Annotated in this window: 28 protein-coding genes; 11 read left to right on the top strand and 17 right to left on the bottom strand. The window is 66.8% G+C overall.

The features are described from left to right. Positions 1–33: 33 nt before the first annotated feature. Together map and ACXJ1Z_RS05595 are read left to right on the top strand one after the other, a co-directional pair. On the top strand, positions 34–861 hold the full coding sequence (gene map, locus ACXJ1Z_RS05600) for a type I methionyl aminopeptidase (protein WP_463780164.1): 828 nt from the start codon (positions 34–36) through the stop codon (positions 859–861). Between the two features lie 169 nt (positions 862–1,030). Beyond that, complete coding sequence (locus ACXJ1Z_RS05595) at positions 1,031–2,071, top strand: DUF7064 domain-containing protein (protein WP_463780162.1); 1,041 nt, start codon at positions 1,031–1,033, stop codon at positions 2,069–2,071. A 229-nt stretch (positions 2,072–2,300) separates the two neighbouring features. Here ACXJ1Z_RS05595 and ACXJ1Z_RS05590 read toward each other — a convergent pair whose 3' ends face one another. The 12 genes from ACXJ1Z_RS05590 to ACXJ1Z_RS05535 all read right to left on the bottom strand — a co-directional run bounded on the left by ACXJ1Z_RS05590 (position 2,301) and on the right by ACXJ1Z_RS05535 (position 12,450). Further along, a complete protein-coding gene (locus tag ACXJ1Z_RS05590) occupies positions 2,301–2,429 on the bottom strand; it encodes a hypothetical protein (protein ID WP_463780161.1) in 129 nt (42 codons plus the stop codon). A 556-nt stretch (positions 2,430–2,985) separates the two neighbouring features. After that, entirely contained in the window at positions 2,986–3,657 is a 672-nt protein-coding gene (locus ACXJ1Z_RS05585; protein ID WP_463781175.1) for a CDP-alcohol phosphatidyltransferase family protein, read from the bottom strand. Positions 3,658–4,056: 399 nt separating this feature from the next. Then, positions 4,057–5,310 carry an adenosylmethionine--8-amino-7-oxononanoate transaminase gene (locus ACXJ1Z_RS05580; RefSeq protein ID WP_463780159.1) on the bottom strand — a complete coding sequence of 418 codons (1,254 nt, stop codon included), beginning with the start codon at positions 5,308–5,310 and terminating at the stop codon, positions 4,057–4,059. Further along, positions 5,307–5,942: a dethiobiotin synthase gene (gene bioD, locus ACXJ1Z_RS05575; RefSeq protein WP_463780158.1), complete on the bottom strand. Its 636-nt coding sequence runs from the start codon at positions 5,940–5,942 to the stop codon at positions 5,307–5,309. The genes ACXJ1Z_RS05580 and bioD overlap by 4 nt, the downstream gene beginning before the upstream one ends. Before the next feature lie 5 nt (positions 5,943–5,947). After that, entirely contained in the window at positions 5,948–6,691 is a 744-nt protein-coding gene (locus tag ACXJ1Z_RS05570; RefSeq protein ID WP_463780156.1) for a methyltransferase domain-containing protein, read from the bottom strand. Positions 6,692–6,701: 10 nt separating this feature from the next. After that, the gene (locus ACXJ1Z_RS05565) at positions 6,702–7,343 is read right to left on the bottom strand and encodes an alpha/beta fold hydrolase (RefSeq protein ID WP_463780154.1); all 642 of its coding nucleotides are present in this window, start codon (positions 7,341–7,343) and stop codon (positions 6,702–6,704) included. Then, positions 7,334–8,509: an 8-amino-7-oxononanoate synthase gene (bioF, locus tag ACXJ1Z_RS05560; protein WP_463780153.1), complete on the bottom strand. Its 1,176-nt coding sequence runs from the start codon at positions 8,507–8,509 to the stop codon at positions 7,334–7,336. Before bioF ends, ACXJ1Z_RS05565 begins: the two co-directional genes overlap by 10 nt. A 671-nt stretch (positions 8,510–9,180) precedes the next feature. Then, positions 9,181–9,381, bottom strand: a complete 201-nt coding sequence (locus tag ACXJ1Z_RS05555) for a hypothetical protein (RefSeq protein WP_463780151.1) — start codon at positions 9,379–9,381, stop codon at positions 9,181–9,183. After that, positions 9,381–9,560: a DUF4169 family protein gene (locus tag ACXJ1Z_RS05550; RefSeq protein ID WP_463780149.1), complete on the bottom strand. Its 180-nt coding sequence runs from the start codon at positions 9,558–9,560 to the stop codon at positions 9,381–9,383. The genes ACXJ1Z_RS05555 and ACXJ1Z_RS05550 overlap by 1 nt, the downstream gene beginning before the upstream one ends. A 9-nt stretch (positions 9,561–9,569) precedes the next feature. Continuing rightward, on the bottom strand, positions 9,570–11,036 hold the full coding sequence (locus ACXJ1Z_RS05545) for a helicase HerA domain-containing protein (RefSeq protein WP_463780147.1): 1,467 nt from the start codon (positions 11,034–11,036) through the stop codon (positions 9,570–9,572). A gap of 94 nt (positions 11,037–11,130) precedes the next feature. After that, positions 11,131–11,859: a hypothetical protein gene (locus ACXJ1Z_RS05540; protein WP_463780146.1), complete on the bottom strand. Its 729-nt coding sequence runs from the start codon at positions 11,857–11,859 to the stop codon at positions 11,131–11,133. Positions 11,860–11,955: 96 nt separating this feature from the next. After that, entirely contained in the window at positions 11,956–12,450 is a 495-nt protein-coding gene (locus ACXJ1Z_RS05535) for a hypothetical protein (protein WP_463780144.1), read from the bottom strand. Positions 12,451–12,620: 170 nt separating this feature from the next. Here ACXJ1Z_RS05535 and ACXJ1Z_RS05530 point away from each other — a divergent pair, with 170 nt between their 5' ends. After that, complete coding sequence (locus ACXJ1Z_RS05530; RefSeq protein WP_463780143.1) at positions 12,621–13,394, top strand: DUF72 domain-containing protein; 774 nt, start codon at positions 12,621–12,623, stop codon at positions 13,392–13,394. 12 nt (positions 13,395–13,406) lie between these two features. Then, entirely contained in the window at positions 13,407–13,865 is a 459-nt protein-coding gene (locus tag ACXJ1Z_RS05525; RefSeq protein WP_463780142.1) for a COG3650 family protein, read from the top strand. 68 nt (positions 13,866–13,933) lie between these two features. On the opposite strand, the gene ACXJ1Z_RS05520 is transcribed toward ACXJ1Z_RS05525, so the two are convergent. Continuing rightward, positions 13,934–14,359, bottom strand: coding sequence for an OsmC family protein (locus ACXJ1Z_RS05520; protein WP_463780141.1), 426 nt, complete (start codon positions 14,357–14,359; stop codon positions 13,934–13,936). Between the two features lie 244 nt (positions 14,360–14,603). Here ACXJ1Z_RS05520 and ACXJ1Z_RS05515 point away from each other — a divergent pair, with 244 nt between their 5' ends. The 3 genes from ACXJ1Z_RS05515 to ACXJ1Z_RS05505 are packed head-to-tail and all read left to right on the top strand — an operon-like array spanning position 14,604 to position 16,400. Next, positions 14,604–15,692, top strand: coding sequence for a PAS domain-containing protein (locus ACXJ1Z_RS05515; protein WP_463780139.1), 1,089 nt, complete (start codon positions 14,604–14,606; stop codon positions 15,690–15,692). Between the two features lie 34 nt (positions 15,693–15,726). Next, a complete protein-coding gene (locus ACXJ1Z_RS05510; RefSeq protein ID WP_463780138.1) occupies positions 15,727–16,101 on the top strand; it encodes a response regulator in 375 nt (124 codons plus the stop codon). Next, positions 16,101–16,400, top strand: coding sequence for a hypothetical protein (locus ACXJ1Z_RS05505; protein WP_463780137.1), 300 nt, complete (start codon positions 16,101–16,103; stop codon positions 16,398–16,400). The genes ACXJ1Z_RS05510 and ACXJ1Z_RS05505 overlap by 1 nt, the downstream gene beginning before the upstream one ends. Before the next feature lie 4 nt (positions 16,401–16,404). Here the strand turns inward: ACXJ1Z_RS05505 and ACXJ1Z_RS05500 are convergent, their stop codons facing one another. The 3 genes from ACXJ1Z_RS05500 to ACXJ1Z_RS05490 all read right to left on the bottom strand — a co-directional run bounded on the left by ACXJ1Z_RS05500 (position 16,405) and on the right by ACXJ1Z_RS05490 (position 18,807). Beyond that, a complete protein-coding gene (locus ACXJ1Z_RS05500) occupies positions 16,405–16,842 on the bottom strand; it encodes a cupin domain-containing protein (RefSeq protein WP_463780135.1) in 438 nt (145 codons plus the stop codon). Positions 16,843–16,857: 15 nt separating this feature from the next. Beyond that, on the bottom strand, positions 16,858–17,139 hold the full coding sequence (locus tag ACXJ1Z_RS05495; RefSeq protein WP_463780133.1) for a DUF427 domain-containing protein: 282 nt from the start codon (positions 17,137–17,139) through the stop codon (positions 16,858–16,860). 66 nt (positions 17,140–17,205) lie between these two features. Continuing rightward, a complete protein-coding gene (locus tag ACXJ1Z_RS05490) occupies positions 17,206–18,807 on the bottom strand; it encodes a GMC family oxidoreductase (protein WP_463780132.1) in 1,602 nt (533 codons plus the stop codon). 141 nt (positions 18,808–18,948) lie between these two features. Between ACXJ1Z_RS05490 and ACXJ1Z_RS05485 the strand changes: the two genes are divergently transcribed. The 3 genes from ACXJ1Z_RS05485 (at position 18,949) to ACXJ1Z_RS05475 (ending at position 21,660) form a co-directional block, all read left to right on the top strand. Continuing rightward, a complete protein-coding gene (locus ACXJ1Z_RS05485) occupies positions 18,949–19,809 on the top strand; it encodes a TIGR03620 family F420-dependent LLM class oxidoreductase (RefSeq protein ID WP_463780130.1) in 861 nt (286 codons plus the stop codon). Continuing rightward, the gene (locus tag ACXJ1Z_RS05480; protein ID WP_463780129.1) at positions 19,806–20,321 is read left to right on the top strand and encodes an SRPBCC family protein; all 516 of its coding nucleotides are present in this window, start codon (positions 19,806–19,808) and stop codon (positions 20,319–20,321) included. The genes ACXJ1Z_RS05485 and ACXJ1Z_RS05480 overlap by 4 nt, the downstream gene beginning before the upstream one ends. An 82-nt stretch (positions 20,322–20,403) precedes the next feature. Next, positions 20,404–21,660: a dipeptidase gene (locus ACXJ1Z_RS05475; protein WP_463780127.1), complete on the top strand. Its 1,257-nt coding sequence runs from the start codon at positions 20,404–20,406 to the stop codon at positions 21,658–21,660. 57 nt (positions 21,661–21,717) lie between these two features. Here ACXJ1Z_RS05475 and ACXJ1Z_RS05470 read toward each other — a convergent pair whose 3' ends face one another. After that, the gene (locus ACXJ1Z_RS05470) at positions 21,718–23,001 is read right to left on the bottom strand and encodes a cytochrome P450 (protein WP_463780126.1); all 1,284 of its coding nucleotides are present in this window, start codon (positions 22,999–23,001) and stop codon (positions 21,718–21,720) included. A 189-nt stretch (positions 23,002–23,190) separates the two neighbouring features. Here ACXJ1Z_RS05470 and ACXJ1Z_RS05465 point away from each other — a divergent pair, with 189 nt between their 5' ends. Continuing rightward, positions 23,191–24,459 (top strand): amidohydrolase family protein, encoded by a 1,269-nt coding sequence (locus ACXJ1Z_RS05465; protein ID WP_463780125.1) that lies wholly within the window; start codon positions 23,191–23,193, stop codon positions 24,457–24,459. Positions 24,460–24,543 lie beyond the last annotated feature (84 nt).

The following is a 24,543-nucleotide window of genomic DNA, read 5'->3' as shown; positions in this document are numbered from 1 at the left end:
GCAATTTCGTGCCGTTTGCGCTATATGCACCCCATGACCGAATACCAGCTGATCGAAGCCGACACCGCCATCCTGCGCGATGGGACCATCAAGCTCCACGGGCCCGAGGGCTTCGAGGGCATGCGTCGCGCGGGGCGGCTCGCTGCCGAGATCCTCGATGCGATCGCACCGATGGTGCAGCCCGGCGTCAGCACCGGGGCGATCGACGACAAGGTGCGCGAGCTTACCCTGGCTGGCGGCGCGGTGCCGGCGACGCTGGGCTATCGCGGCTACCAGCACTCAAGCTGCGTCTCGATCAATCACGTCGTCTGCCACGGCATTCCGTCGGACAAGACCCTGAAAGATGGCGACATCGTCAACATCGACGTCACGCCCCTGCTCGATGGCTGGCATGGTGATTCCAGCCGCATGTACCTTGTGGGCGACGTATCGCTCAAGGCGCGTCGGCTGGTCGACGTGACGTACGAGTGCCTGATGATCGGCATCGACAAGGCCAAACCCGGTGCGCGCCTGGGTGACATCGGCGCGGCGATCCAGGCTCATGCCGAGCAGCACCGCTATGGCGTGGTGCGCGAATTTTGCGGCCATGGCGTCGGTCGCCTGTTCCACGATGCGCCCGAAGTGGTGCACGCGGCGCGTCCCGGCACCGGGCCAGAGCTAAAGCCCGGCATGTTCTTCACCATCGAGCCGATGATCAACCTCGGCAAGTCGCCGGTGAAGCTGCTGGCCGATGGCTGGACGGCGGTGACGCGCGACAAGTCGCTGTCGGCGCAGTTCGAGCATTCGATCGGCATCACCGAAGACGGCTGCGAGATCTTCACCGAGAGCCCGAAGGGTCTGCACAAGCCGCCGTACAGCTGACACTCCGGTCGCTAGGCGCGGCAAGGCTTCCGGCTCTGCACGAAGTTGCCGATCGCTTGCATCATGGCGCGGGTGTCGTGCGGCCGATATCGCTCGCACGCTGGCAACGGCGCGTGACCTGACCCGCCAGCCATGACAGCCTCCTCACGGTTCGTGAAGGAGAGAGCACATGGCAACCACCGACCTTAGCGGAGGCATACCCGTCGAGCGCGAATACGTGCTTGTCGATCGTCCCGATGCAGGCGTGCGCGACGCAGTCAACGTGTGGATCGAGGAGGAGAACGGCGCCTTCGCGATGCGCCTGGGCGTCGAGGCGGTGGCCGAGCAATGGGACCGGCACGAACTATGGCTCGACGTCGCGTTTCCCGATGGCCGGCTGTTCCAGCGCCGCATCGCCGCCGATACGCTGCCGGCGATCGGCCCCGAAGGTTTGCCGACCATTCGCGGCACCGGGCCGATGACGTTGCGTTGCGTCGAGCCGTTCCGCCTGTGGATCGCCGCGTTCGAAGGCGAGGCGGATGCCCTCACCACGCAGACGCTGATCGACACGCCCATTCCCGATGAAAGCGACTTGTTGCAGGCCGATATCGGCATCGACGTGGCCATGACGATGGCCGCGATACCATGGATGCCGGGCTCATTGTTGCCCGAGGCGGCCGCCGCGCTGGGCGGCGAGCAGGGTGACTTCATGAGTCCGCGCTACGAACAGCTGCTGCGTTGCGAAGGCAGCCTGCGCATCGATGGCCAGGAACACGCCTTTCGCGGCAACGGCCTGCGTATTCGCCGCACCGGCTTTCGCGCATTCGCCGGATTCGAGGGGCATTGCTGGCAATCGGCGATATTCCCAAGCGGCAAGGGCTTCGGGTTCAACATCTACCCGCCGCGCAGCGATGGCCAGCCGAGCTATGCGGAAGGCTTCGTGCTGGATGCGAACGGCACCCGCACCCCCGCGCGGCCGGTCGAAGTGCCGTGGCTGCGCAAGCTGGTGACCGGCGGTGAAAGCGTGTCTTTCGTGCTGGAGACGATCGATGGCCGACGCGTCGCGGTGGATGGCACGACGTTCGTCAACGTGCGCTCACGCGGGCATGCGGTACTGCCGCCGGACTTCCCGATCGTGCAGCAGGCGCATGCGCGCTACATCTGGGATGGTGAGGAGACCGTCGGCATGATCGAACGATCGAGCAAGCCCAGCGTGATGGAAGGCTCGTGACCGGCTTGTAAGGGGCCGGGCGCGGCTGGCATCGAAAGCAGGCCGCGCCCTGGCCGATCGAGCGCCGACCATGCCACCTTGGTCATGCCCGCCGGCGGGTCCCCCCGCCTGTGATGCCAGACGTTGCGGTCAGGCGACATCGGCCACGAGCCGGCGGCTGATTCTTCCCGGTCGAATACGAATCTCAACCCGTTGTGTCGCCGCCGTTGCGAGCGGCGAAGCTCAGTCGTTACCCATGCCGACGATGCGGTTCTTCGACAAGGTCGCGCGATACCGTGTCCTGGCCCTGTGCCTTGGCGAAGGTCTGGTAGTCCTGCTTGTCGACGAAGGGCAGCTTCTCGCCGATCGCTGCGTTCATCGCCGCCCCCCCTGGCGGCGTCGGCGGCCGCCTTGGTCGCCGCAGCGGCAGTCTCGTTGGCGTTCTGCTTGGCCTTGCCGATCAGCTTCTTGATCGAACGCCCGGCCAGCGCCGCCGAAATCTTGCGGATGTCCACCGTGCCGCCGGCGAACATGTCCTGTAGCGCCTCGATCCGCGCCTGCTCCATCGCTGCGCGTGCGTCGTTCTCGGCCCAACTCTCGATGCCGTAGCACCGCAGCTCGGCCATATCCTTGCGCACGCAATTGGCGAGCGGCTAGGGCTGGCCGAACACCTGCATGTCGAGGTTGGATACGCCGCTGCGCTTGGTAAGCTCCATCCAGGTATCATGCCTTCATGACGTATGGCATGCTGGTAATCCCCCGTCCGAAGGAGCCCGGATGCCGACCCAAATCGCATCTTTCCTTTGTTCGTTGAGGCGGCCGCACAACTATCGTTCGGCGTGGGCGTGACGCGACCGGTTCAGCGGTGTCGTGCCGCTGGCGGATCGCCATCATCGTTGCGACGGGTATCGCAAAGCGAGCCACTTTTGCGCAAATCAGCGTGTGCGATCGGCTCCACGGGCAGCTTCGCCGGCCAGGCGGCGGCCGGTGATCAGCGTCTGCACCACGAACAGCGTCATCATCAGCGCGCCCAGTGCACCGACGAACAGGTCGAAGCCCGATACCCATCCGAACAGACCCGGGCCGCTGCCCAGCACCATCATCATGATGGTGAGGCCGACCAGCAGGAAGCGCAGCTCGGTCGGGCCGGCATTGAGGTACGACAGCTTGAACTCGCCCAGCACGCGTGCCGACAGGTAAGCATGGATCGACAGCAGCAGATATCCCACCAAAGCCACCATCACCACGTCCATGATGACATAGGGACTGGTGCCGATCCCCCACACGATCAGGGCGGTGGTCAGCCCGTCGCAACTGTGATCGATGAAATAACCGTAGGATGGTCGCTCGATCTTGCGCCATCGCGCCAGGCTGCCGTCCATGGAGTCGCCGAACCACTGGACGACGTAGCCCGCGATCGCCAGCCACAGCCATCCTCCAGACAGGTTGCTGGCCGCGTAGCCCGCGAACACCAGCACGGCCCCGAGGACGCCCAGCGTCGTCAGCACGTCGGGCGTGACCCAGGCCGGCATCCGCGCGCAGAGCCAGTTGAGCAGACGACGTTCGTGGCGCGCCAGGATGTTCTCCTGGATGCGCAACGTGGTCATCTGGCCCGCGACCGTGTCTCCGCGCTGGGCAGCAAGCCTCAAGGGTGGGACGGTGAGGTCGTCGCGCGCCTCGATGGGCTGGGTTCGGGGGGAATCAAGCATGAAGGCCAACTCTTATGCAGCAGCGCATTGGATTATGACAATTTTACTTCGGCCGATGCGCCTGCCGGAGCGATAGGCAGGATCAACTGCGGCCGACCCGCCATCGCGACCGGCTCGCCGATCGGAAATCAGAACGTCGGATCGGGCCATGGCAGCTCTCCTGGTGGCGGGAGCGCATGGTCTCTCAGTCGCCGAAGTGCGTCTTCGGGATCGGCGATGCTGTCATCATACCGTAATGGTCAACCAAATGCCACCGGCTGCGGGTGATGCCACATACCCGCCGCCGCTATCATGGCGTCAGTGGGTGATCGCCGCCTCGCCTATGGCATCCCACACTTGGCCCAGCTGCTCGCGGGTGATGCAGTAGGGCGGCATGACATAGACGGTGTTGCCCAGCGGCCGCAGCAACACGCCGTTTTCGCGAAAGAAGGCGGCGAGGCGTGGGGCGAGGGTGTCGAGATATCCCGCGCCTTCGCCCGTCTTGAGATCGAGCGCGGCGATGGTGCCCAGGGTGCGCGGATTGTCGAAATGGCAATAGCGGGCCAACGTCTCGATCCGCTCGGCCTGCATCGCCGACAGCGTGGCGACGCGTTCCAGTACGGGTTCCTCGCGCCAGATCGCCAGGTTGGCATTGGCGGCGGCGCAGGCGATGGGATTGGCGGTGTAGCTGGACGAGTGGAAGAACATCCGCGCGCGGTCGGTCGACCAGTGCGCCTGGAACACCGCCTCGCTGGCCATCGTCACGGCCAGGGGGATCGCGCCGCCGGTCAGCCCTTTGGACAGGCACAGGATGTCGGGGACGATGCCGGCCTGCTCGCACGCCAGCAGCGTGCCGGTACGGCCCCAGCCGGTCATCACCTCGTCGGCGATGAACAGCACGTCGTGCGCGGCACAGATCGCGTGCATCTGCGCCAGCACTTGCGGCGCGTAAACCAGCATGCCGCCCGCGCCCAGGATCAGCGGCTCGACGATCAGCGCAGCCGCGTCGCCCGCGCGGCACAGCGCCTCCAGCGCGTCGAGCGTCGCCTGCTCCGCGCCGGCAGCCGGGAAGGGTATGCGCGAGACGTCGAACAGCAGCGGCTCGTACGTGCGGTTGAACACCCCGCGCGCGCCCACGGACATCGCGCCGATGGTGTCGCCGTGATAGGAATGCTCCATCACCACGATGCGGTGGCGTGGTTCGTCTCGGGCCGCCCAATACCCCAGCGCCATCTTCAGCGCGACTTCGACGCTGGTCGAGCCGGAGTCGGAGAAGAACACCCTAGTCAGGCTTTTGGGCATGATCGCGGTGAGGCCGGTGGCCAGCGTCTCTGCCGGTTCGTGCGTCCAGCCGGCGAAGATCAGCTGGTCGAGCCGCTGCGTCTGTTCGGCGATCGCAGCCATGATCCGGGGATGGCAGTGCCCGTGCGTGGTCACCCACCACGACGAGATCGCGTCGATCACTGCATGGCCGTCCGCCGTATGCAGCAGCGCGCCTTGTGCCCGCTCGATCAGCGGGATCGGCTCGCCCAGCCCATGCTGGGTGAAGGGGTGCCAGATGGGCGAGGTCACGCGGCGAAATCCTCCACCCGGAAGTTGCGGGCAAAGGCGATCGCCAGTGATTGCGCGTCGAGCCGGGCGAGCCGGGGCAGGCGGCCGAGGCGTTTCACCGCGCCCATCTGCGCGATCGTGGCTTCGCTGTCGTCGTTCGCCTCGCCGACGAAGGCGACGCCCAGGATCGGCACGCCGCGTGCACGCAAGGCCTCGATGCTGAGCAGCGTGTGATTGATGGTGCCAAGTTCGGTCCGCGCGACGATCACCGCCGGGTGGCCCCATCGCGCGAACACATCGGCGAACGTGTGCGTGCGGGTGACGGGTACCAGCACCCCACCCGCGCCCTCGATCACCAGCGGCCCTTCGACGCGCGGGGGCGTAAGCGCGGCGATGTCGATGGTCACGCCGTCGATCTCGGCGGCGCGGTGCGGCGAGCATGGCGTGGCCAGGCGCCAGGCTTCGGGGAGGATACGTTCGGGCGTGACGCCGGAAAGCCGCGCGACGGTGTCGCGATCGCCGCTGCCGTCGGCTTCGAGCCCGGCCTGCACCGGCTTCCAGTACGAGGCCTGCAGCGCGCCGGTCAGCGCGGCGGCGAACACGGTCTTGCCGATCCCGGTGTCGGTGCCGGTGACGATGATGGTCTGGCTCATCGTGGCTAGCTAGCGCGGGCGAGGTGGCACGTCACCACCTCGTAGCTGGCAATCGCGCCGTTAGCCTCAAAGCGGCGCATGACCTGGCGCAGCGCGGCGGGGACAAGCGGGCGGTGATCGGCGGCGGCGGTCTGCGCCCCGATCGCACGCAAGGCATGGAGGAACGCGCGCGCATCGGCATGGCGCTCGCGATAGCGGTCGATGGTGAGGGGATTCGCCAGATCCAGCGCGGCGAAGGCGGGCAGCGGCGTGAATGCCAGAGTGCCGGGGGTCAGCCCTTGCGCCTCGTGCGCCTCGCGCCACTCGGCAAAGGTGCTGGGGCCCAGCGTCGCCACCATGATCTGACCGCCGGGCGCCAGCCACGCGCGCCAGCGCGCGAGCGCGGCGGGCTCGTCGACGAACCACTGCGTCGCCAGGCTGGAGCAGATGAGGTCGAACGGACCACCCGCCGGCGTGTCATGCTCGCCATCCAGCACGGCGTACGTCACTGCATCCCCAAGCCGCGTCTGCGCGCGATCGAGCATCGCCGCGGCCAGGTCAGTGATCAGCCATTCGCCCGACAGGCCTTCGTCGCGCAGCGCCTGGGTGAGCAACCCGGTGCCGCAGCCGATCTCCAGCACGCGAAGGCGGCGCGGCAGCGGCAGCGTGGCGATGCGGCGCGCCAGCTCGCGCGCGGCGAGGCGCTGGACGCGGGCATGGCGGTCGTAACCGGCGGCAGCGGCAAAGGCGCGCGCCACGGGCTCGCTCACCTTATCGATCTCACGCCAGCGTCGCGGCGAAATCGCGGATCGCCTGTGCGCACCAGGCCGGGTCTTCGCGCGCGAGCAAGTGTCCGGCGTCGGGATGGGTGCGGCGCATCACCCCCTCGACCGTGGCGAACGCCGTTTCGCGCAAGCCCACCGCCAGCAAGCTATCCTTTTCGGCCTGGAGCGACAGGATCGGGACGCCGATCCCGCCAGCGGCCTCGCGCATATCGCCATCGCGCAGGCCGATGAGGTCGGTCTGCAGGCGGTCCGCGTCGACGACGCCGCCCGGAACCGTGCTGTCGAACAGAGCGTGGAAGTCGGCCAGGACGGTCTCGGGCTCCTGCACCACCGCGCTGACCATCCGATCGACGACGCGAAACGGCGTGCCGGGAAAGTCGTCGGTCGCGGTGAAACGGTCGAACCCGGCGATCGCGACCAGTCCGACCAAGCCTGATGGCGGCGCGGCGAGCAGGCGCATGGTGCCATAGCTGTGCGTCACCGCCAGGTACGGCTCGTTCGCAGCCGGCGTTGCGGGCGCTCCGAAGTAGCCGGCGTCGTCGCGCTGCTGCGGATACTCGGGCAGCAACGCGGCGAGGGCATCCCAGTAAGCGGCGTCGAAGCCCCAGCCGTGGTAGAAGATCAGGCTCAGCGGCATGTGGCGATCGCCTCCAGCAATGTGTCGATGTCGGCGTGCGTATGCGCGGCGCGCAGGGCCAGGCGCAAGCGGCTGGTGCCGGGCGGGACCGTCGGCGGGCGGATCGCGGCGGCGAGGAAGCCGCGTTGTTCCAGCGCGGCGGCGAGCGCCATCGCCTCGCCTTCGGCACCGATCACCGCCGGCACGATCTGGCTGGCCGACGCGCCATGATCGAGGCCGAGTGCGGCGAGGCCCTCGCGCAGCCGCGTGGCCAGCGCCGTAAGATGCGCGCGTTCAGTGTCCATGCTGGGCACCAGATCGAGCGCGGCGTCGATCGCGCCAAGCACGCCGGGCGGCAGCGCGGTCGAGAACACGAAGCCGCTCGCCGCATTGGTCAGCCAGTCGATCAGCGCGCGCGATCCCGCGACATAGGCGCCGAAACCGCCGAATGCCTTGCTGAAGGTGCCCATGATCACGTCGACGCCGCCCTGGGTTGTCTTGGGCACCAACGCCGATAACCCGGCGCCGCGCGGACCCATCACCCCGCTGGCATGCGCCTCGTCGACGAACAGCACGGCGTCGTGGGCGCGGGCTAGCGCCACCAGCGCAGGCAGGTCGGCGACGTCGCCGTCCATGCTGAACACGCTCTCGGTCACGATCACCCGCGCCGGCGCATCGGCGCCCTTGGTGGCGAGTAGCGTTGCGAGGTGGTCGAGGTCGTTGTGGCGGAAACGGTGCTGGCGTGTGCCGGATATGGCGAGTCCGGCGTGCATGCTGGCGTGGATCAACCGATCGCTGAACACCGCCGCGCCCGGCAGGGCCGCCAGCAGCGCGGGGATCGCGGCGGCGTTCGCCTGCCAACCCGAGGCGAACACCAGCGCGGCTTGCGTCCCCTTGAACGCGGCAATCCGCGCCTCGAGTGCGAGCACGGCCTCGCTGGTCCCGGTGACCAGCCGCGAGGCGCCGCTGCCGGTGCCATGGCGCGCGGTCCATTCTTGCGCGCGCTGCTTAAGCAAGGGGTGGGTGGCGAGGCCGAGATAGTCGTTGCTGGAAAAATCGAGCAGGGTGTCGCCACCGCGCTCGATACGCCCGCTGCCGGCCAGCGCGGTCGCACGCAGCACGCGCCGCCGCCCGGCTGCGTCCACGCGCGCCAGTGCCGCTTCGAGGTGCTCGTCCAGGCTCGCCATCACTGCAGCCGGTAGGACATGACACGCGCGGGCACAATCACCGGTCTTGACATAGTGAACCGTATCGGTTATATGCTGCATCCGCTGGAACAAGCTTCGGCTTCGTTCCGGCAAACGGCGGGTGCGGGTGGACATGGCCATGTTCGACACCAACCCGCGCCGTGCGGCCGGCGCTTACAGACGGGCGCCTGCACCGATGCGAAGCATTTACGATCGGAAATACCGACGGTACGCCCGGAGGCTCTCCCGAACGTTCGACCGGCGTGACTTTGCGAACCTCTAGCGCCGGGGCCTTCGCACAACAGAGGTCGAGTTGACGGTCCGCTTGCGCGTTCCCCCGTCGACCGGTCGCGAGATGGAACGCGAGCCAACCCTGTCGTGCCAGGGTCCGCGCCGGTCGCAACGTCCGCCGTGTTTGCTTGAGGCGTAACCCCGCACTCGCCAGCGGGCGAGGGCGCGTGCCCAATAGTTTCGCAGGCACACCTCTCACCAACACTTCGTCGTTCCCACGCAGGCGGGAATCCATCTCCTGCTCGTGCCGGTAGAGCGGCGGTGAGCAGGAGCGCGGCCGTGAGGCGTGGTGGGTGTGTGCACACACCATAGTGGCAATCGACAGCTCAGGAGATGGATTCCCGCGTGCGCGGGAATGACGAAGCTTGGGTTAGCGACCTTCAGTCCTGCAGATCGAGGTAAGCCACCACATCGTTGTCCGTCGCCAGCCACAGGCCCTCTTGCGTCGCCTCGTCCTGCTGTGCGGCCACCGCCAGCGCTTCGGACAGCGGACCGTAGAACAGCGTCGTCGCCGCGCCACCTTCGCCAGCATCGTCGAGATGGTACAACCGCACCGAAGCGTCGTGATAAGTCGAGCGCATCAGTCCGGCGTCCGCCGCGCGCCGTCGAGCGTGCGTTCGAGCCGGTCGGCGTTATCCTGCACGGTTCGGCGTTCGGCCTTGGTGACGCCGTGGCGCGCACGGTTGGCTTGCGCCTGCGCTGCGTCGTCGGCACGTTTGCGGGCCTTGCGCGCCTGCCTCAGGTTGACGATCTCGGCCATGGGGCGACGTTACGCCGCGATGGTGCCGGTGGCCAGACCCAGATGCGGCAGCCCGACCGAGCGCTTGCCCGAAAAGTCGGTACGCACCACGATCAGCCCGTCCTTTTCCAGATAGTCGAGCAGGCGCTGGATCCGGCGCGGCGAGCTGGTGCCGTAGATCTCGGCCAGTTCGGCGTCTTCGGGGCAAGGGCGGCCTTCGGTGGCGGCACGGCCGATCAGCAGGAACGGGGCCAGCAGCTCGTCCGGCACCCCGGTGGCAAGCTCCAGCAAGTCGGCCCAGCGCTCGTCGTTGGGATCTTCGATGCCCGCCACTGCCATCGCGAAGCCACGGCGAAAGCGTGTGACGTCGAACGAGCGGGTCGAAATGCCGCGCATCCGGCAGCGCAAGGTGAAGTCCTGGAACAGCGTCGCAGCGGGCTGGAAGGTGCAGCCTTCCTCGGCCGCCATCGCGCTCAGGATCTCGGCAAAGGCGGTTTCGGTCTCGATCTCGTCGAACAGCGGCAGGTCCGGACGGCGGCGCGCGCCAGGAGCGGGCTCGGCGTTCTCGCTGGCGACGATCTGTTCGACCAGCGCGTCCGGATCGGCGCGCACCGGCACCGGGCGCGGCTCGCGCGCCGGCTCGGCCAGGTTGTCGTGCAGCAACGCGTGCAGTTCCTCAGGGTTTGAGGTCGGCGGCGGGGTGAAGCTTTGCACCACCGCGCGGCTGCCGGTGCGCACCTTGCCGATGTTGACCGCTACGGGGCGCCGGCTGATCGCGGGGCCGAGGCCCAGGAACTGCCCGCGCGCAAGGTCGCGGATCGCCTCGGCCTGGCGGCGCTCCATGCCGAGCAGATCGGCGGCGCGCGCCATGTCGATGTCGAGGAAGGTGCGGCCCATCAGGAAGTTGCTGGCCTCGGCGGCGACGTTCTTGGCCAGCTTGGCGAGGCGCTGGGTAGCGATCACGCCGGCGAGGCCACGCTTGCGGCCCCGGCACATCAGGTTGGTCATCGCCGCCAGGCTGATCCGGCGGGCTTCCTCGCTGACTTCTCCGGCGGCGGCAGGCGCGAACATCTGCGCTTCGTCGACCACCACCAGCGCCGGATACCACTGCTCGCGCGGGGCATCGAATAGCGCCGACAGGAACTGGCCGGCGCACTTCATCTGCTGGTCGATCTCCAGCTCGTCGAGCGCGAGGACCACCGAGGCGCGATGCTCGCGGATGCGTTGCGCCAGGCGCACGATCTCGCCCTCGGCATAGGCGGATCCATCGATCACGACATGGCCGAACGCCTCGCCCAGCGTCACGAAGTCGCCTTCGGGATCGATCACGATCTGCTGCACCAGCGGGGCGCTTTCCTCGAGCAGACGGCGCAGCAGGTGCGACTTGCCCGAACCCGAGTTGCCCTGGACCAGCAGGCGCGTCGCCAGCAGTTCGCCCACATCGATGGTAAGGGGCGTGCCGTTGGGTTCGGTACCGATGACGATGGATGCGCTCACCGGTTGCGCCTTACGCGCGAACCGTACCGATTCGGAACCGGGCGGGAGGGGGCTTTCCCACAGCTTTGCGGTCGGGGCGTGTCCGCGCGCAACCCTATTGCAGGCTCTCGGCGGCGCGGACGTCCTGCGCGGCCTGTCGCGCCCGTTCGGCCGCGCTATCGGCGGCATCGTCGGCCGGGGCCGGCGCGCGCTGGCGCATCGTCCCTGACTCGCGACGGGTCTGCGGTGGCTCGCCATAGCCGCCGGATTGCGCCAGGGCAGGGGTCGAGGGCGGCAGCGGCTGGATCCATTGCTGCTGCTGCTCGCCGTAGGGCGTCTCGGCACCGTCGTCCTCGTCGCGCCAGTGGCGCTCGCCCCGGGGTTGATAGCCAGGGGCGTAGTCCTGCCGATAGTTGCGGCGGTCGTCGTCGCGATAGCCGTAGCCATAATCGTGGCCGCGAACGGGGCCGCCGGTATCGAAAGGCTCCGCGTCGGCATCGCCGGGCTCCACCCAGTCGCGCCAGGCGCGCCGACCCGCGACCAGCCACTCACCGCCGTCCTCGACCCAGCGGGGCAGTTCAAGCACCTGCGACTGGTCCTGCATGCCGGGGCGCGGCGTCTGGCCGGAGCTGCCGTTTGGCGGCGGCACGCCATATTCGGGAAGCTGCCGGACGTCCTGTTCGGAGTCGCGCGCGGCCACGAGCGGAGCGTTACCCTCGTGCTTTGCGATTCGGTACGGCTCCAGCGCGGGGATCGTCGACACGGCCAGAAACGCGCCCGCACCGATGGCCAGTACCGCCATCGCCATAACCATGCGCGTCGCGCCCATTGAAAATCCTGACAATTTCGATCGACGCGGCGGCTAGGGCCTCGCGGCTGACGCCAGGATGAACGCTACGTTTTTCAGACAAGGTCGCACGGTTGCGACGTTACCCGCTTCCTAGGTGACCGGTACGGCGATCACCGCAGGCGCAATCGCAGCGGGAGCCGGATCCTGTTGCACCACAGTCACCTCGCTGGCAACGGCATCGGCCGCCTGAGCGGACTGCGCGGCGACATCATCATCCATGGGATGGCCGATCTCGGGCTCCTGATCCTGCTCCCGGTCGGGCAGCGAAACGGCATCCGACGGGCCGGAAAGCTGCGTGGCTTGCTGATCCGCATAGATTCGATCTAGCGCGTTTGCCCTGTTCGAGCCGGGATACTCGTCAGCCGCGCTCTGCCACTGTACCGGGGTCAGGTCCTCGGGCGGGGCATAGACCGGCACCATGTCGTCATCGCTGACCGTCCGCTGCAGCCCGAGCAGGTCGCGCCAGGTTTCGGACTTGCGTTTCATCTCGGTTGGCATCGCCATGGCCAGGAGCATGCCGGTCGCCAACCCGCCCACCAGCACGGCACCCGATATCCTGATCGCCTTGGCATTGCCGGGAGTCACGATCGATCCTCGCCTTCGTCTCAAACCCTGTCGCTGCCGCAACGCGATGAGCTTTGCTCCTGTTCCATCGGGGGAACCGGCTTTGTTGCCGTTCGCTGTCCCGGAATGATACCGCGCCGTATAGCGCGTTCGTCGCGCAGGAACGAACACATAGCAGGGGGCAAGTTGCGATGAGCCAAAAGGGCGCGATCCGGATCGGCGTCGGCGGCTGGATCTACGAGCCGTGGCGTGACAACTTCTACCCCAAGGGCCTCGTTCAGGCGCGCGAACTGGAATATCTGGGCGCGCATCTCACCGCTACCGAGATCAACGCCACGTTCTACCGCCTGCAGAAACCGGCCAGCTTCGCCAAGTGGCGCGATGCGGTGCCCGCGTACTTCCGGTTTGCGGTGAAAGGATCAGGCTATTGCACCAATCGCAAGAACCTGGGCGAGGCGGGCGAGTCCGTGGCGAAGTTCGTCAATCAGGGGCTGGTCGAACTCGGCGACAAGCTGGGCCCGATCAACTGGCAGCTCAAGGGCACCAAACAGTTTGATGCTGACGAGATCGCCGCGTTCCTGGCGCTGTTGCCGGCCAGCCACGAAGGCGTGCCGCTGCGCCATGCGATCGAGGCGCGGCATGAAAGCTTCGACGATCCCGCGTTCTACGATTTGGCGAGGAACGCCGGCGTCGCCGTGGTGGTGGCGCAAAGCGACAAGTTCGCCGACTTCGATCGCGCCGACGGACCCTTCGTCTATGCGCGCCTGCAGCGCTGCCGGGCGGAGGAGGCGAACGGCTATCCCCGGCCCGAGCTCGACGACTGGGCAAGCAAGGCCCGGCACTGGGCCAAGGATGGACGCGACGTCTTCACCTTCTTCATCGCTGGAGCAAAGGAGCGGGCGCCGGCCGCCGCGCGGTCGCTGATCGAGGTGTTGGGAAAAGATGCGGTCGCGCCATCTCGGTGATAGAGGACGGTCATGACATTTCGCCGAACCATCGCGCTGTCCGCGCTCGCCTGCCTCGTCCTGTCGGGTTGTCACGCGCGAGGCGGTGACGGCAACGGCGGGGTTCCGGGCGACGAGGATTCCCCGCGTCCATTCCATGGCATCGCCGAGACCGAGACGCTGCATTTTCTCGGCACCGAACCGTTCTGGGGCGGCGAGGCGCGGGGCGACACGCTGACTTACACGACCCCCGCCACGCCGGCGGGCACCAGGGTCGCGGTGCGGCGTTTCGCCGGGCGCAACGGCTTGGGATTGAGTGGAATGCTGGCCGACAAGAGCTTCGACATGACCATCACGCCGGGCGCCTGCAGCGATGGCATGTCGGATCGCGGCTTCCCCTTCGTGGTCACGCTGAAGCTGGGCGAGGAGGTTCGCGCCGGTTGCGGCTGGACCGACCGCCAACGCTTTACCGAGCCCAAGCCGCAGCCCTGATCGCGATCCGATAAAGACGGGCGCCGCCCGCCGCCCGCGCTGTCGCAAGGCGGACGGTCGGCCCGCGATCAGCTTGCGAGGTTGGTCGTCAACGTGATCTCGCAGTTGAGCACCTTGGAGATCGGGCAGCCGGCTTTGGCCTCGGCGGCGATCTTCTCGAATTCGGCCGTCTCGATACCGGCGATTTTCGCGGTCAGCGAAAGCTCCGACTTGGTCACCGTAAAGCCGCCATCATCGGGCTTGAGCGTCACCTTGCATTCGGTTTCGAGCGAACCATCGGAATAGCCGGCCTTCGCAAGCGCGAAGCTGGTCGCCATGGTGAAGCAGCTGGCATGGGCCGCCGCGATCATCTCTTCCGGATTGGTGCCCGGCGCATCCTCGAAACGAGTGGCGAAGCCATAATCCGCGTCGATGACGCCCGAGCGGCTCGAGACGTGGCCTTTGCCGGTCTTGCCAAGGCCTTCGTAGCGGGCGACGGCTGTGTTGACGGTCATTCTCGGTTCCTTCTCGTTGCTGACCCAAGGCACGTGGGGTGCGGGTGAAGCCGGGGCAAGGCCGGGCGGCTCCGCACGACCGACGCGGCCCGTCAGACCAGCATGCACGGGCGGAGCGATACGGGACAGTGTGACATTTTGGTGCAGGTGCGAAGGTGGGCGCGGGCTGCTATGCGGGAACCCTTCGCAACTGCGGGCATTCTAGAGCGCAGGTTGAGTTTTGGACCATAAACAAAGGCGATCGATGTCGCACGATGACAAGGTGCCGTCGGACGCCCCGCTAGGCTGGGATGCCGGCCAGACCCGATACAACGCAGGAACGGACCTGCCGGGCACCAATCGCCCCGAAGACCGATTCTACGGCTCGTCCGGCGTCCTGTTCGAGCAGGCGATGGCGCAGACCCGCATGGCGGTCTGCCTTGCCGACCCCAAGCAGCCCGATACGCCCATCGTGTTCGCCAATCGCGCTTTTCGCAGCCTCACCGGCTATGAGGAGCACGAAGTCGTCGGCCGCAATTGCCGGTTCCTGCAAGGGCCGGAAACCGACCAGGCCGAGCTCGACAAGATCCGCGCCGCCATCCGGGACGAGGATGTGGTGCTCGTCGAACTGCTCAACTATCGCAAGGACGGCACGCCGTTCTGGAACGCGCTGCACCTTGGGCCGATCTATCGCGCTAACGGTGAACTGGCATATTTCTTCGGCAGCCAGTGGGATGTGTCGGACGTGCGCGCGGCCCGCGCGGAAGAGCGGCACGCCCGGATCATGGCGCGCGAGCTGTCGCACCGCATGAAGAACATGTTCGCGGTGATCTCGGGCATCGTCAACATCACCGGCCGGGTGCGCGGCATTCCCGGCCAGGCTGCCGAAATCAACGGTCGCATACAGGCGCTTGGCCGTGCCTACGAAACCACGCTGGACGAAGCATCGAGCGGTACGATCGAGATCGGGCCGGCGATCCGCGCGATTCTGGCGCCTTACGACGCCGACAAGACGCGGCTCAAATTTCTCGGCAACGGGCTGCGCGTCCACTTCGCCACCGTCTCGGTCGTCGGATTGGTCCTGCACGAGCTTGCGGCCAACGCCACCAAGTTCGGGGCCTGGTGCTGCGATGGTGGCGAGGTCGCGGTCGATTGGCACGAGGAAAAGCGCGACGACGTCAGCTTGCTGGTGCTGGTCTGGCGTGAGAAGGGCGGGCCTGCGATTCCGTTCTCGCCCGACGAGCGCGGGACCGGCACGCAGATCGTCGATCGCATGCTGCGTCACGGCGGCGGCTCCATAGAGCGCACGTGGAACAGTGACGGATTGGTAGCCACTATCGTGATACCCGCATGATCGGACACGAGCAATTCGCGGGGAATCCCTTGGTATGAATATCCTGATGCTCGAGGACGAGCCGTTGATCCTGATGGACCTGGAATTCGCCGCCGAGGATGTCGGTGCGAATGCATTGTGCGCTTCCAGCGTGCGCGAAGCCATGGCCATCCTGCAGGCCGGCGATCCGGTCGACAGCGCCATTCTCGACGTCACGCTCAAGGATGGCGAGACCTGCGTGCCCGTCGCCCGGGCGCTGGACGAGCGCGGTATTCCCTACCTGCTGCATTCGGGCGATCTCGATCGCCATGACGAGACGGTGCGGGCGCTGGGCGCGGAACTGATCGCCAAGCCGGCGAGTGCCGCTTGCGTGATCGATCGCGCGATCGGCTATGCCCGGCGCAACGACGCCCAAGTGGAAGGCAGCTGATGCCGCGCAAGTCCGCAGCCGCCGCGATTCAATGGCCGATGCTGGCGTCCCAGGCGTGGATGCTCGGGGCCGAGGCGAGCTGGGTGATCTGGCTGCGTTGCGCCCGGATGGCGCAGGGCGGGGCCGCCGCGAACAGCGAAGCTAGGCTGATGGTCACCGAAAAGGTACAGGCGCAAGTCGAACTGGCGACGGCGCTTGCGGCGGGCAGCTTTGGCACCGATCCCGGCGGCATCGCCGCCAGCACCATGAGCCACTACAGCAAGGCCGTGCGCGCCAACCGCTCCCGCCTGACGCGCTGAAGCGTCAGACGCCCGGCTGCCAGCCGGGCGCAGCAAGTTCGAAGCCGTCGAACGAAAAGCCGGGCACCACGACGCAACTCACCAGCGACCAGCCGCCGATGGGCGCGGCGGCTTGCCAGTGACCGGTCGGGACCAGCACCTGCGGGGTTTCGTCTGCCAGCACATCGGGTCCAAGCCGGTGCACCATGACCGGCGCCGCATTCCCGGCTGCGATCGACAGCGCGATCGGCGAGCCCGCGTGCCATAGCCAGATCTCGGCAGCATCGACGCGATGCCAATGCGAACGCTGGTGCGCTTCGAGCAGGAAGTGGATCGCCGTCCCGCCGGAACGCTCTGCGCCATCCGCACCGGCTTGCCAGGTCTGCCGATACCAGCCGCCTTCGGGGTGCGGCGCGAGGTCCAGTTTCGCGATGATCCGGGCGGGCGTGTCGTCGCAAGCCATGCGCGGGATCCCGGATCAGCCGACTTCCACACCCTTCCAGAAGGCGACGCGCCCACGGATTTCCGCCGCGGCGTCCTTGGGCTCCGGATAGAACCACGCCGCGTCGCGGTTGATCGCGCCATCGACTTCGATCGAGTGGTAGCTGGCCGTCCCCTTCCAGGGGCATACCGAAGTCGTGTCGCTGGGTTGCAGGACCGATGCGTCCACCGCGTCGATCGGGAAGTAATGATTGCCTTCGACGACGAGCGTGTCGTCGCTGCTCGCGATGATCTTACCGTTCCAGCGTGCTTCGACCATGATAGGCTCCTTCGGTCGATTAACGCGCGGGGACGATGATCGGCTGCGTGGGCACGGACAGCCGCATCATCTTCGCGCGCGGGCATCCTCGCGAATCATCTCGGCCCCTTTTTCGGCGATCATCATGGTGGGCGCGTTGGTGTTGCCCGAAGTGATCGTGGGCATCACCGAGGCATCGATCACCCGCAGGCGATCGACGCCGTTCACGCGCAGCCGCGCATCGACCACGCTGCCCATCGCCGCCGTGCCGACCGGATGGAAGATGGTGGTACCGATCTCTCCCGCCGCGCGTTCCAGGTCCTCCTCCGTCTGGAACGCGACGCCGGGACGTGTTTCTTCGGGGTGATACTTCGCCAGCGCCGGCTGCGCCGCGATCGCGCGGGTGATGCGGATGGCATCGGCGGCGACCCGCCGGTCTTCGGTTGCCGACAGATAGTTGGGGCGGATGACCGGGGCGCTGTCGGGATCGGCATCGGCGATGCGCGAGCTGCCCCGGCTTTCGGGACGCAGGTTGCAGACGCTGGCGGTAAAGGCGGGGAACACGTCGAGCGCGCCGCCGAACGCCTCGAGGCTGAGGGGCTGGACATGGTACTCCAGGTTGGCGGTGGCAAAGCGCGGGTCGCTCTTCACGAACAGGCCAAGCTGGCTGGGCGCCATCGCCATCGGCCCGCTGCGCCGCGCAAGGTACTCCAGCCCGATCAGCGCCTTGCCGAACAAGTGCCCGGCGCGCTGGTTCAGCGTCGACACGCCCGAGACCTTGAAGGCGCAGCGCAATTGCAGGTGGTCCTGCAGGTTGGCGCCGACCTCGGGCCGATCGACCAGTGGCGCGATGCCGAGGTCGCGCAGGGCCGCCGCATCGCCGATGCCGCTGCGCTCCAGCATCGCCGGCGAGCCGATTGCGCCCCCGGACAGGATCACCTCGCCGCGTGCGCGGGCCACGCGCCGCTCCCCGCCCGACTTCGCGCCCTGCCGCCAGCAGATACCGACCGCGCGCCCGTCCTCGACCAGCACCTTGTCGACGTGCGCGCCGGTCACGACCTTGAGATTCGCGCGGCCCCGCACCGGCTTGAGGAACGCGTCGGACGCGCTCCAGCGCCAGCCGCTGCGCTGCGTCACCTGGAAGAAGCTGGAGCCTTCGTTGTCGCCGGTGTTGAAGTCCGGGATCGCCGGGACGCCGTATTGCCCGGCCGCCTCGCGAAAGGCTTCGAGGATGTCCCAGCGCAGCCGCTGCTTCTCGACCCGGATCTCGCCGCCGACGCCGTGGAAATCGCCGCCTTCGTAGTGATCTTCGGCGCGGGTGAAATAGGGCAGCACCTCGTCCCACCCCCAGCCGGGATTGTCCGCCTGGCGCCAGCCGTCGTAGTCGGCGGCCTGCCCGCGCATGTAGATCATGCCGTTGATCGACGACGATCCGCCCAGCACCTTGCCACGCGGATACTTCAGCGCGCGACCGCCCAGCCGCTCCTCGCCCTGGGTCGACAGGCACCAGTCGGTCCGGGGATTGCCGATGCAATACAGATAGCCGACAGGCACCCGGATCCAGACGTAGTTGTCGCGCCCGCCAGCCTCGAGCAGCAGGACGCGATTGCGCGGATCGGCACTCAAACGATTGGCCAGCACGCAACCCGCGCTGCCGGCGCCCGCGACGATATAGTCGAATTCGTCCATCGCCGCGGGGCTAGGCCGGCAGGCGATCCCGATCAAGCCTCGCCCCGACGATGGCGTGCCGCCCGGTCGGGCAAAGCGCTTGAAGGAAAGGGCGGGCGGCTCCTAGATACCGGGCAAGTCATATTACCAAGGAAGCGCAGCATGAGCACGCCCGCCATCGGCAAAATCGGCATCTGGTCGCTCGAACTGCGATACTGGGATCGGGCGGAGGCGCTCGAGGCGACCGCCGAACTCGACGAACTGGGCTTTGGCGCATTGTGGGTGCCGGGCGGCATCGACAACGGCGTGCTTGGCGACATCGAGCAGCTTTTGGCTGCCAGCAAGCGGGCGGTGATCGCCAGCGGCATCCTGAACATCTGGAAGCATGAACCCGCCGACGTCGCCGCCTGGTACCTCGCGAGGGGCGAGGCGGAGCAGGCGCGCACATTGCTGGGCATCGGGGTCAGCCATGGGCCCATCATCGGAGAGAAGTGGGGCAAACCGCTGGAGGCCACCGGCGCCTTTCTCGACGGGATGCAGGCGGCCGGCATGGCGATGGATCACGTCTGCCTCGCCGCGCTTGGCCCCAAGATGGTCGCCTTGTCGGGCGAACGCACGGCCGGTGCGCATCCCTATCTCGTCACGCCCGAACACACGTCGCAGGCGCGCGAGATCCTGGGGCCGGGCACGTTGCTCGCGCCCGAACAGGGCGTCGTGATCGAGAGCGATCCCGTCAAGGCGCGGGCGCTGGCGCTGGGCGCGGTCGAGCATTATGCGCGGCTGCCCAACTACCGCAACAACTGGAAGCGCCTCGGCTTCGAGGATGCCGAGATCGACGCCTGCAGCGATCGCCTGCTGAATGCACTGTTCGCGATTGGCTCGGTCGACGCGGTGGTGGAGCGGGTGCAGGCGCATCTCGATGCCGGGGCGGATCATGTCTGCCTGCAGGTCATCGCCGATCCGCAAGGTGGCTTCGCACCGCTGCGCGCGCACTGGCGCGAGATCGCGAAGGCACTGGTGTGAGCGAGCTTGCCGGGACGATCGCACAACGCACGTCGACCACGGAGCGGAGCAAGGGCCATCGCCTTCAGCACGGCGTCACCATCGAGGCACCGCCCGAGCTGGTGTGGGACTTCGTGTCCGACTTCGCGGGATGGTCCAGCTGGAACCCGCTATACCGCAAGACCCGCGGCGATGCCGTGGAGGGTGGGACGATCGGTTTCGCGATCGAGCTCAAGGGCATGCGCCTGCGCAAGGCCCGCGCCAGGGTCACGCGGGTGCGGCCGAACGCCTTGCTGGAATTCAACATCTCTCGGCTGGCAGGGTTGCTCAAGGTCGATCACTTCGTCGAGATCGAGGAGCTTTCGCCCACCCGATGTCGTGTGACGACCGGCGAGGTCTTGGCCGGTCCGCTGGCGGGTATGGCGATGCGAACGCTGGCCTCGCGGCTCGCGACAGGGCGTGAGGCGATGAACATGGCGCTCAAGGACGTCGCCGAACGCAAATGGCGTGGGCAGCGCGCGCAGACGCGATAATTCCCGATTAGCGGTGCCGGAGTGAAAGCGATACCACGGTCCTGACGCACGCTTCGCGTTGCCTGGCTGCAAAAGGATCATCATGCGTCTGCTTCCTGCCCTCGCTCTCGTCACCTGTGTCGCCGCCCCCGGTGCGCTTGCCGCCACGCCCGAACAGACCGCCGCCGCCGCGCTGAAGGCCGCGCCGGTATGGGACGGGCATAACGACGTGCCCGAGCAGCTGCGCGAGCGGCGCAAGGACGTGATTGCGGACTTCGACTTTCGCGACACCACCGGCACCGCCGATGCGGCCAAAGCCCTTGGTGCGATGAACACCGACCTCGCGCGGCTGCGCCGGGGCCGGGTCGGTGCGCAGTTCTGGTCGGTCTATGTCTCTGCCGATCTCACCGACCAGCAGGCGGTGCAGGCCACGCTCGAACAGATCGACGTGATGAAGCGGCTGATCGCGCGCTATCCGCAGGATCTGCAGCTTTGCACCACCACCGCCGAGGTTGAGCGGGCGATGAAGGCCGGTCGCATCGCCTCGTTGCTGGGCATGGAGGGCGGCCACTCGATCGGCGGCTCGCTGGGCGTGTTGCGCCAGATGTACGCGTTGGGCGCGCGCTATATGACGCTGACGCACTTCAAGAACACCAGCTGGGCCGATGCTGCGACCGATGCACCGGTGCATGGCGGCCTCACCGATTACGGTCGGGACGTGGTGCGCGAGATGCAGCGCCTCGGCATGCTGGTCGACCTCAGCCACGTCAGCGCCGACACCATGCGCGATGCGCTGGACGTGGCGAAGGCGCCGGTGATCTTCAGCCACTCGGGCGCGCTGGCGGTGACGGGCCACCCGCGCAACGTGCCCGACGACGTGCTGGCGCGGCTCAAGGCGAACGGCGGCATCGTGATGGTCGATTTCGCACCCGACTACATCAGCGACCAGGTCCGCATCTGGTCGGCGGCGAAGAAGGCGGAGGTCGCGCGCAACGCGGCGCTCCATATCGGCAATCCCGATGCTGCGGCCAAGGCGAACGCCGACTGGCTCGCGGCCAATCCCGGTCCGAAGGCGACGCTGGCGCAGGCCGCCGACCACATCGACCATGCGGTGAAGATAGCCGGTATCGACCATGTCGGGCTGGGCGGGGATTTCGACGGGTTGGGCTCGCTGCCGACCGGTCTGGAGGACGTGTCGACCTACCCGGCGCTGTTCACCGAACTCGCCCGGCGCGGCTATTCCCGCGCGGACCTGGAGAAGATCGCCAGCCGCAACACGCTGCGGGTGATGAAGGCCGCGGAAGCCTATGCCTTGGCGCACCGCAGCGATCCGCCGATCGAGGCGCCGACCACGTTCTAGTGGCGCCATGATCGCACGCCAGGCCGGCCCGCTCCGACAAAGAGAGCGGGCGAGGGCTCAGCCGTGTTTCACGTCCCACTCCAGCGGCAGGTTGCGGATCGACATCAGGCCCGGGAATACGCTGGTGTCGGCACCCGGCTTCACCCGGAACGACGGGATGCGCTTGAACCATTCTTCAAGCAGCACCCGCAGCTCGCGCCGGGCGAGGTGGGCGCCCAGGCAGATGTGAACCCCGCCTACGAAGGTGAAGTGGCGGTTCGCCTTGCGCTCGGGATCGAACTCGCGCGGGTTTTCGAAGCGGGCAGGATCGAAGTTGCCGGCGGGATTGAGGCACTGAAAGGTCTCGCCCTTCTTCACCTGGATGCCGTGCCATTCGAAGTCGAGCTTCGCCGAGCGGGCCGACGACAGGATCGGCTGGGTACGCAGGAATTCCTCGACGGCGGAGTTGATGATTGCGGGATTGTCGCGGATGCGGTCCTGCAATTCGGGCTGCAACGCCATGCGGCGGAACATCTGCGCGATCGTGGCGGCGACGGTATCGAGGCCGCCGAGCCACAGGAACCAGACGGTGCCGATCTTCTCGTCTTCGGTCAGCGCGCGACCCTCGATCTTGCCGTGGACGATCGAGGAGACGAGGTGTTCGTCGGGGCTGGCTTCCTTTTCGGCGATGAAGCCGCGCAGGTATTCCAGCACGCTGCGCAGAGCCGCCTGCATCTTTTCGAGCGATCCCGAGTGCAGGATGTCCCACTCCCAATCGAGGAACTGGGTGAACTTTTCGTCTGGAAAACCCATCAGCCCCATGAAGATGCGGACCGGAAACACGCGCGCGAAATCCCACGCCATGTCGACTTCGCCCTTGTCCACGAATTCGTCGATCATCTCGACGCAAATGCGGCGGATGCGCGGCTCGATGTCGCGGGTGATCCGGGCCGGCGAGAAGAACGGCATCAGGAACAGGCGGTACCTGGAATGATCCGGCGGATCGATCGCCAGCGGGATCGACTTGAACGTCTCGCCGATCAGGCGCTGGAATTCGGCGGTCCCGGCGTTGGAGAAGTGGTCGTTGTCGGAATAGACGCGCTCGATATCCTCGTAATGGGATACCACCCAGCTGCCGTTGCGATTGCCCGAGATCGACCCCAGCCCATGGCTGGCCGGCGGACTGAACAGCAGCCGCGGGATCGAAGGATCCGCCAGCCAGCCCACGGGTTCATAGGGGTCGACAAGATCGTTGGGCGCCGAACCCATCGCAAAGCTCAGGTCGACGATGCGATCCCTCGGCACGTTGTCGGGCGCGTCGAAGTCGACGCGGATCGCGTCCAGCGTGGCGGTATCAGGCATCGTCTTCTCCCGTGGTTATCGACTTTGCCCTGACCCTTGCTGTCCCGCAAGGCTTGCCATGCCCTTTGGGGAGGACGGCGGACCCGCCGGTCCATTCATCGTGCCAGCGTTGGGCGACGCATTGAATTTACGCGCGTCGTACGCAAAATAACGATACATCGACGCATTCGAGCTTTCCGGGAGAGTATTATGGCAGACGCCGACACCAAGGAGTTCGCGGAGAACGCCCGCAAGTATTGGTCCGCAGAGGGCTATACCGAAGGTGGCGTCATCCGCGAGGTTGACTACTCGACGCAGTCGGGTGGCCTCGATCCGATGTTCGAGGGCATCAAGATCGTGGACACCGACACTCACATCACCGAGGCACCAGACCTCTTCACCAGCCGCGCCCCTGCCAAGTACAAGGACAAGGTGCCGCACGTTAAGCTCGACAAGGATGGCGTCGAGCGCTGGTACGTGGGCGATCGCAACTTCGGTTCGATGGGCGGCAACGTCATCCGCAAGGATAACAACAAGCTGCTCGGTCGGCTTGCTTTCCCTAAGCTCGAGCAGGCCCACCCCGGTGGTCACCAGCTCAAGGAGCGTCTGCAGGCGATGGACGACATGGGCGTCTATGCCCAGATCGGCTTCCAGAACTCGGGCGTGACGCAGGCCGGATCGCTGATGAGCCTGGGCGACAACGACCTGGCTCTGGCGATCGTGCAGATGTACAACGATGCCTCGGCCGAATTCCAGGAAGCGTCGGGCCAGCGCATCTTCAACATGGCGCACCTGCCCTTCTGGGACAAGGCGGCCATGGAAACCGAAGCGCGGCGTTGCCACGACATCGGTCTGCGCGGCTTCGTGCTGCCCGACACCCCTGAGCGTGTCGGCGTGCCCAGCTTCATGCACGACTATTGGACCCCGGTCCTCGAGATGTGCGACGCGACCGGCATGCCGCTCAACTTCCATCTCAACTCGGGTGTCGATCCCAACACGATCACCTGGGAAGGCTTCGAGTTCGAGCAGACGTTGTCGGTGGTTGCGACGATGTTCTCGATCGGCAACGCCGCGACGCTGGGCAACTGGTGCGTTTCGGGCCGTCTCGACCAGCATCCCAACCTCAAGATCGGCTTGATCGAAAGCGGCGCCGGCTGGGTGCCGTTCGCGATCGAGGCGCTGGAGCACCAGTTCAACGAGATGCTGCCGCGCTTCTCGAAGACGCTCAACCGCCGCCCGGCCGAGTACTTCCGCGATCACTTCTGGTGCACGTTCTGGTTCGAGAAGGTCGCACCCAAGATCCTGCTCGAGACGATCGGCGTCGACAAAGTGATGTTCGAAACCGATTTCCCGCATCCGACCTCGCTCTATCCGGGCGTGCAGGAGCATCTGAAGGACGTGCTGGGCGGTTACGATCGCACGATCCAGAAGAAGGTCCTGCAGGACAACGCGACCAAGCTGTACAACCTGCCGTTCTGATCGGCGGTTGACCGACGAAAAGGGCCGGGGCGCTGCAAGGCGCTCCGGCTTTTTCGCGTTATGGTGTTATCGTGCGGAAGCCGA

It is taken from the genome of Novosphingobium sp. TK46, from assembly GCF_055361525.1.
Note: the sequence above shows the minus strand (reverse complement) of the source record. Positions and strands in the feature narration are given on the sequence as shown.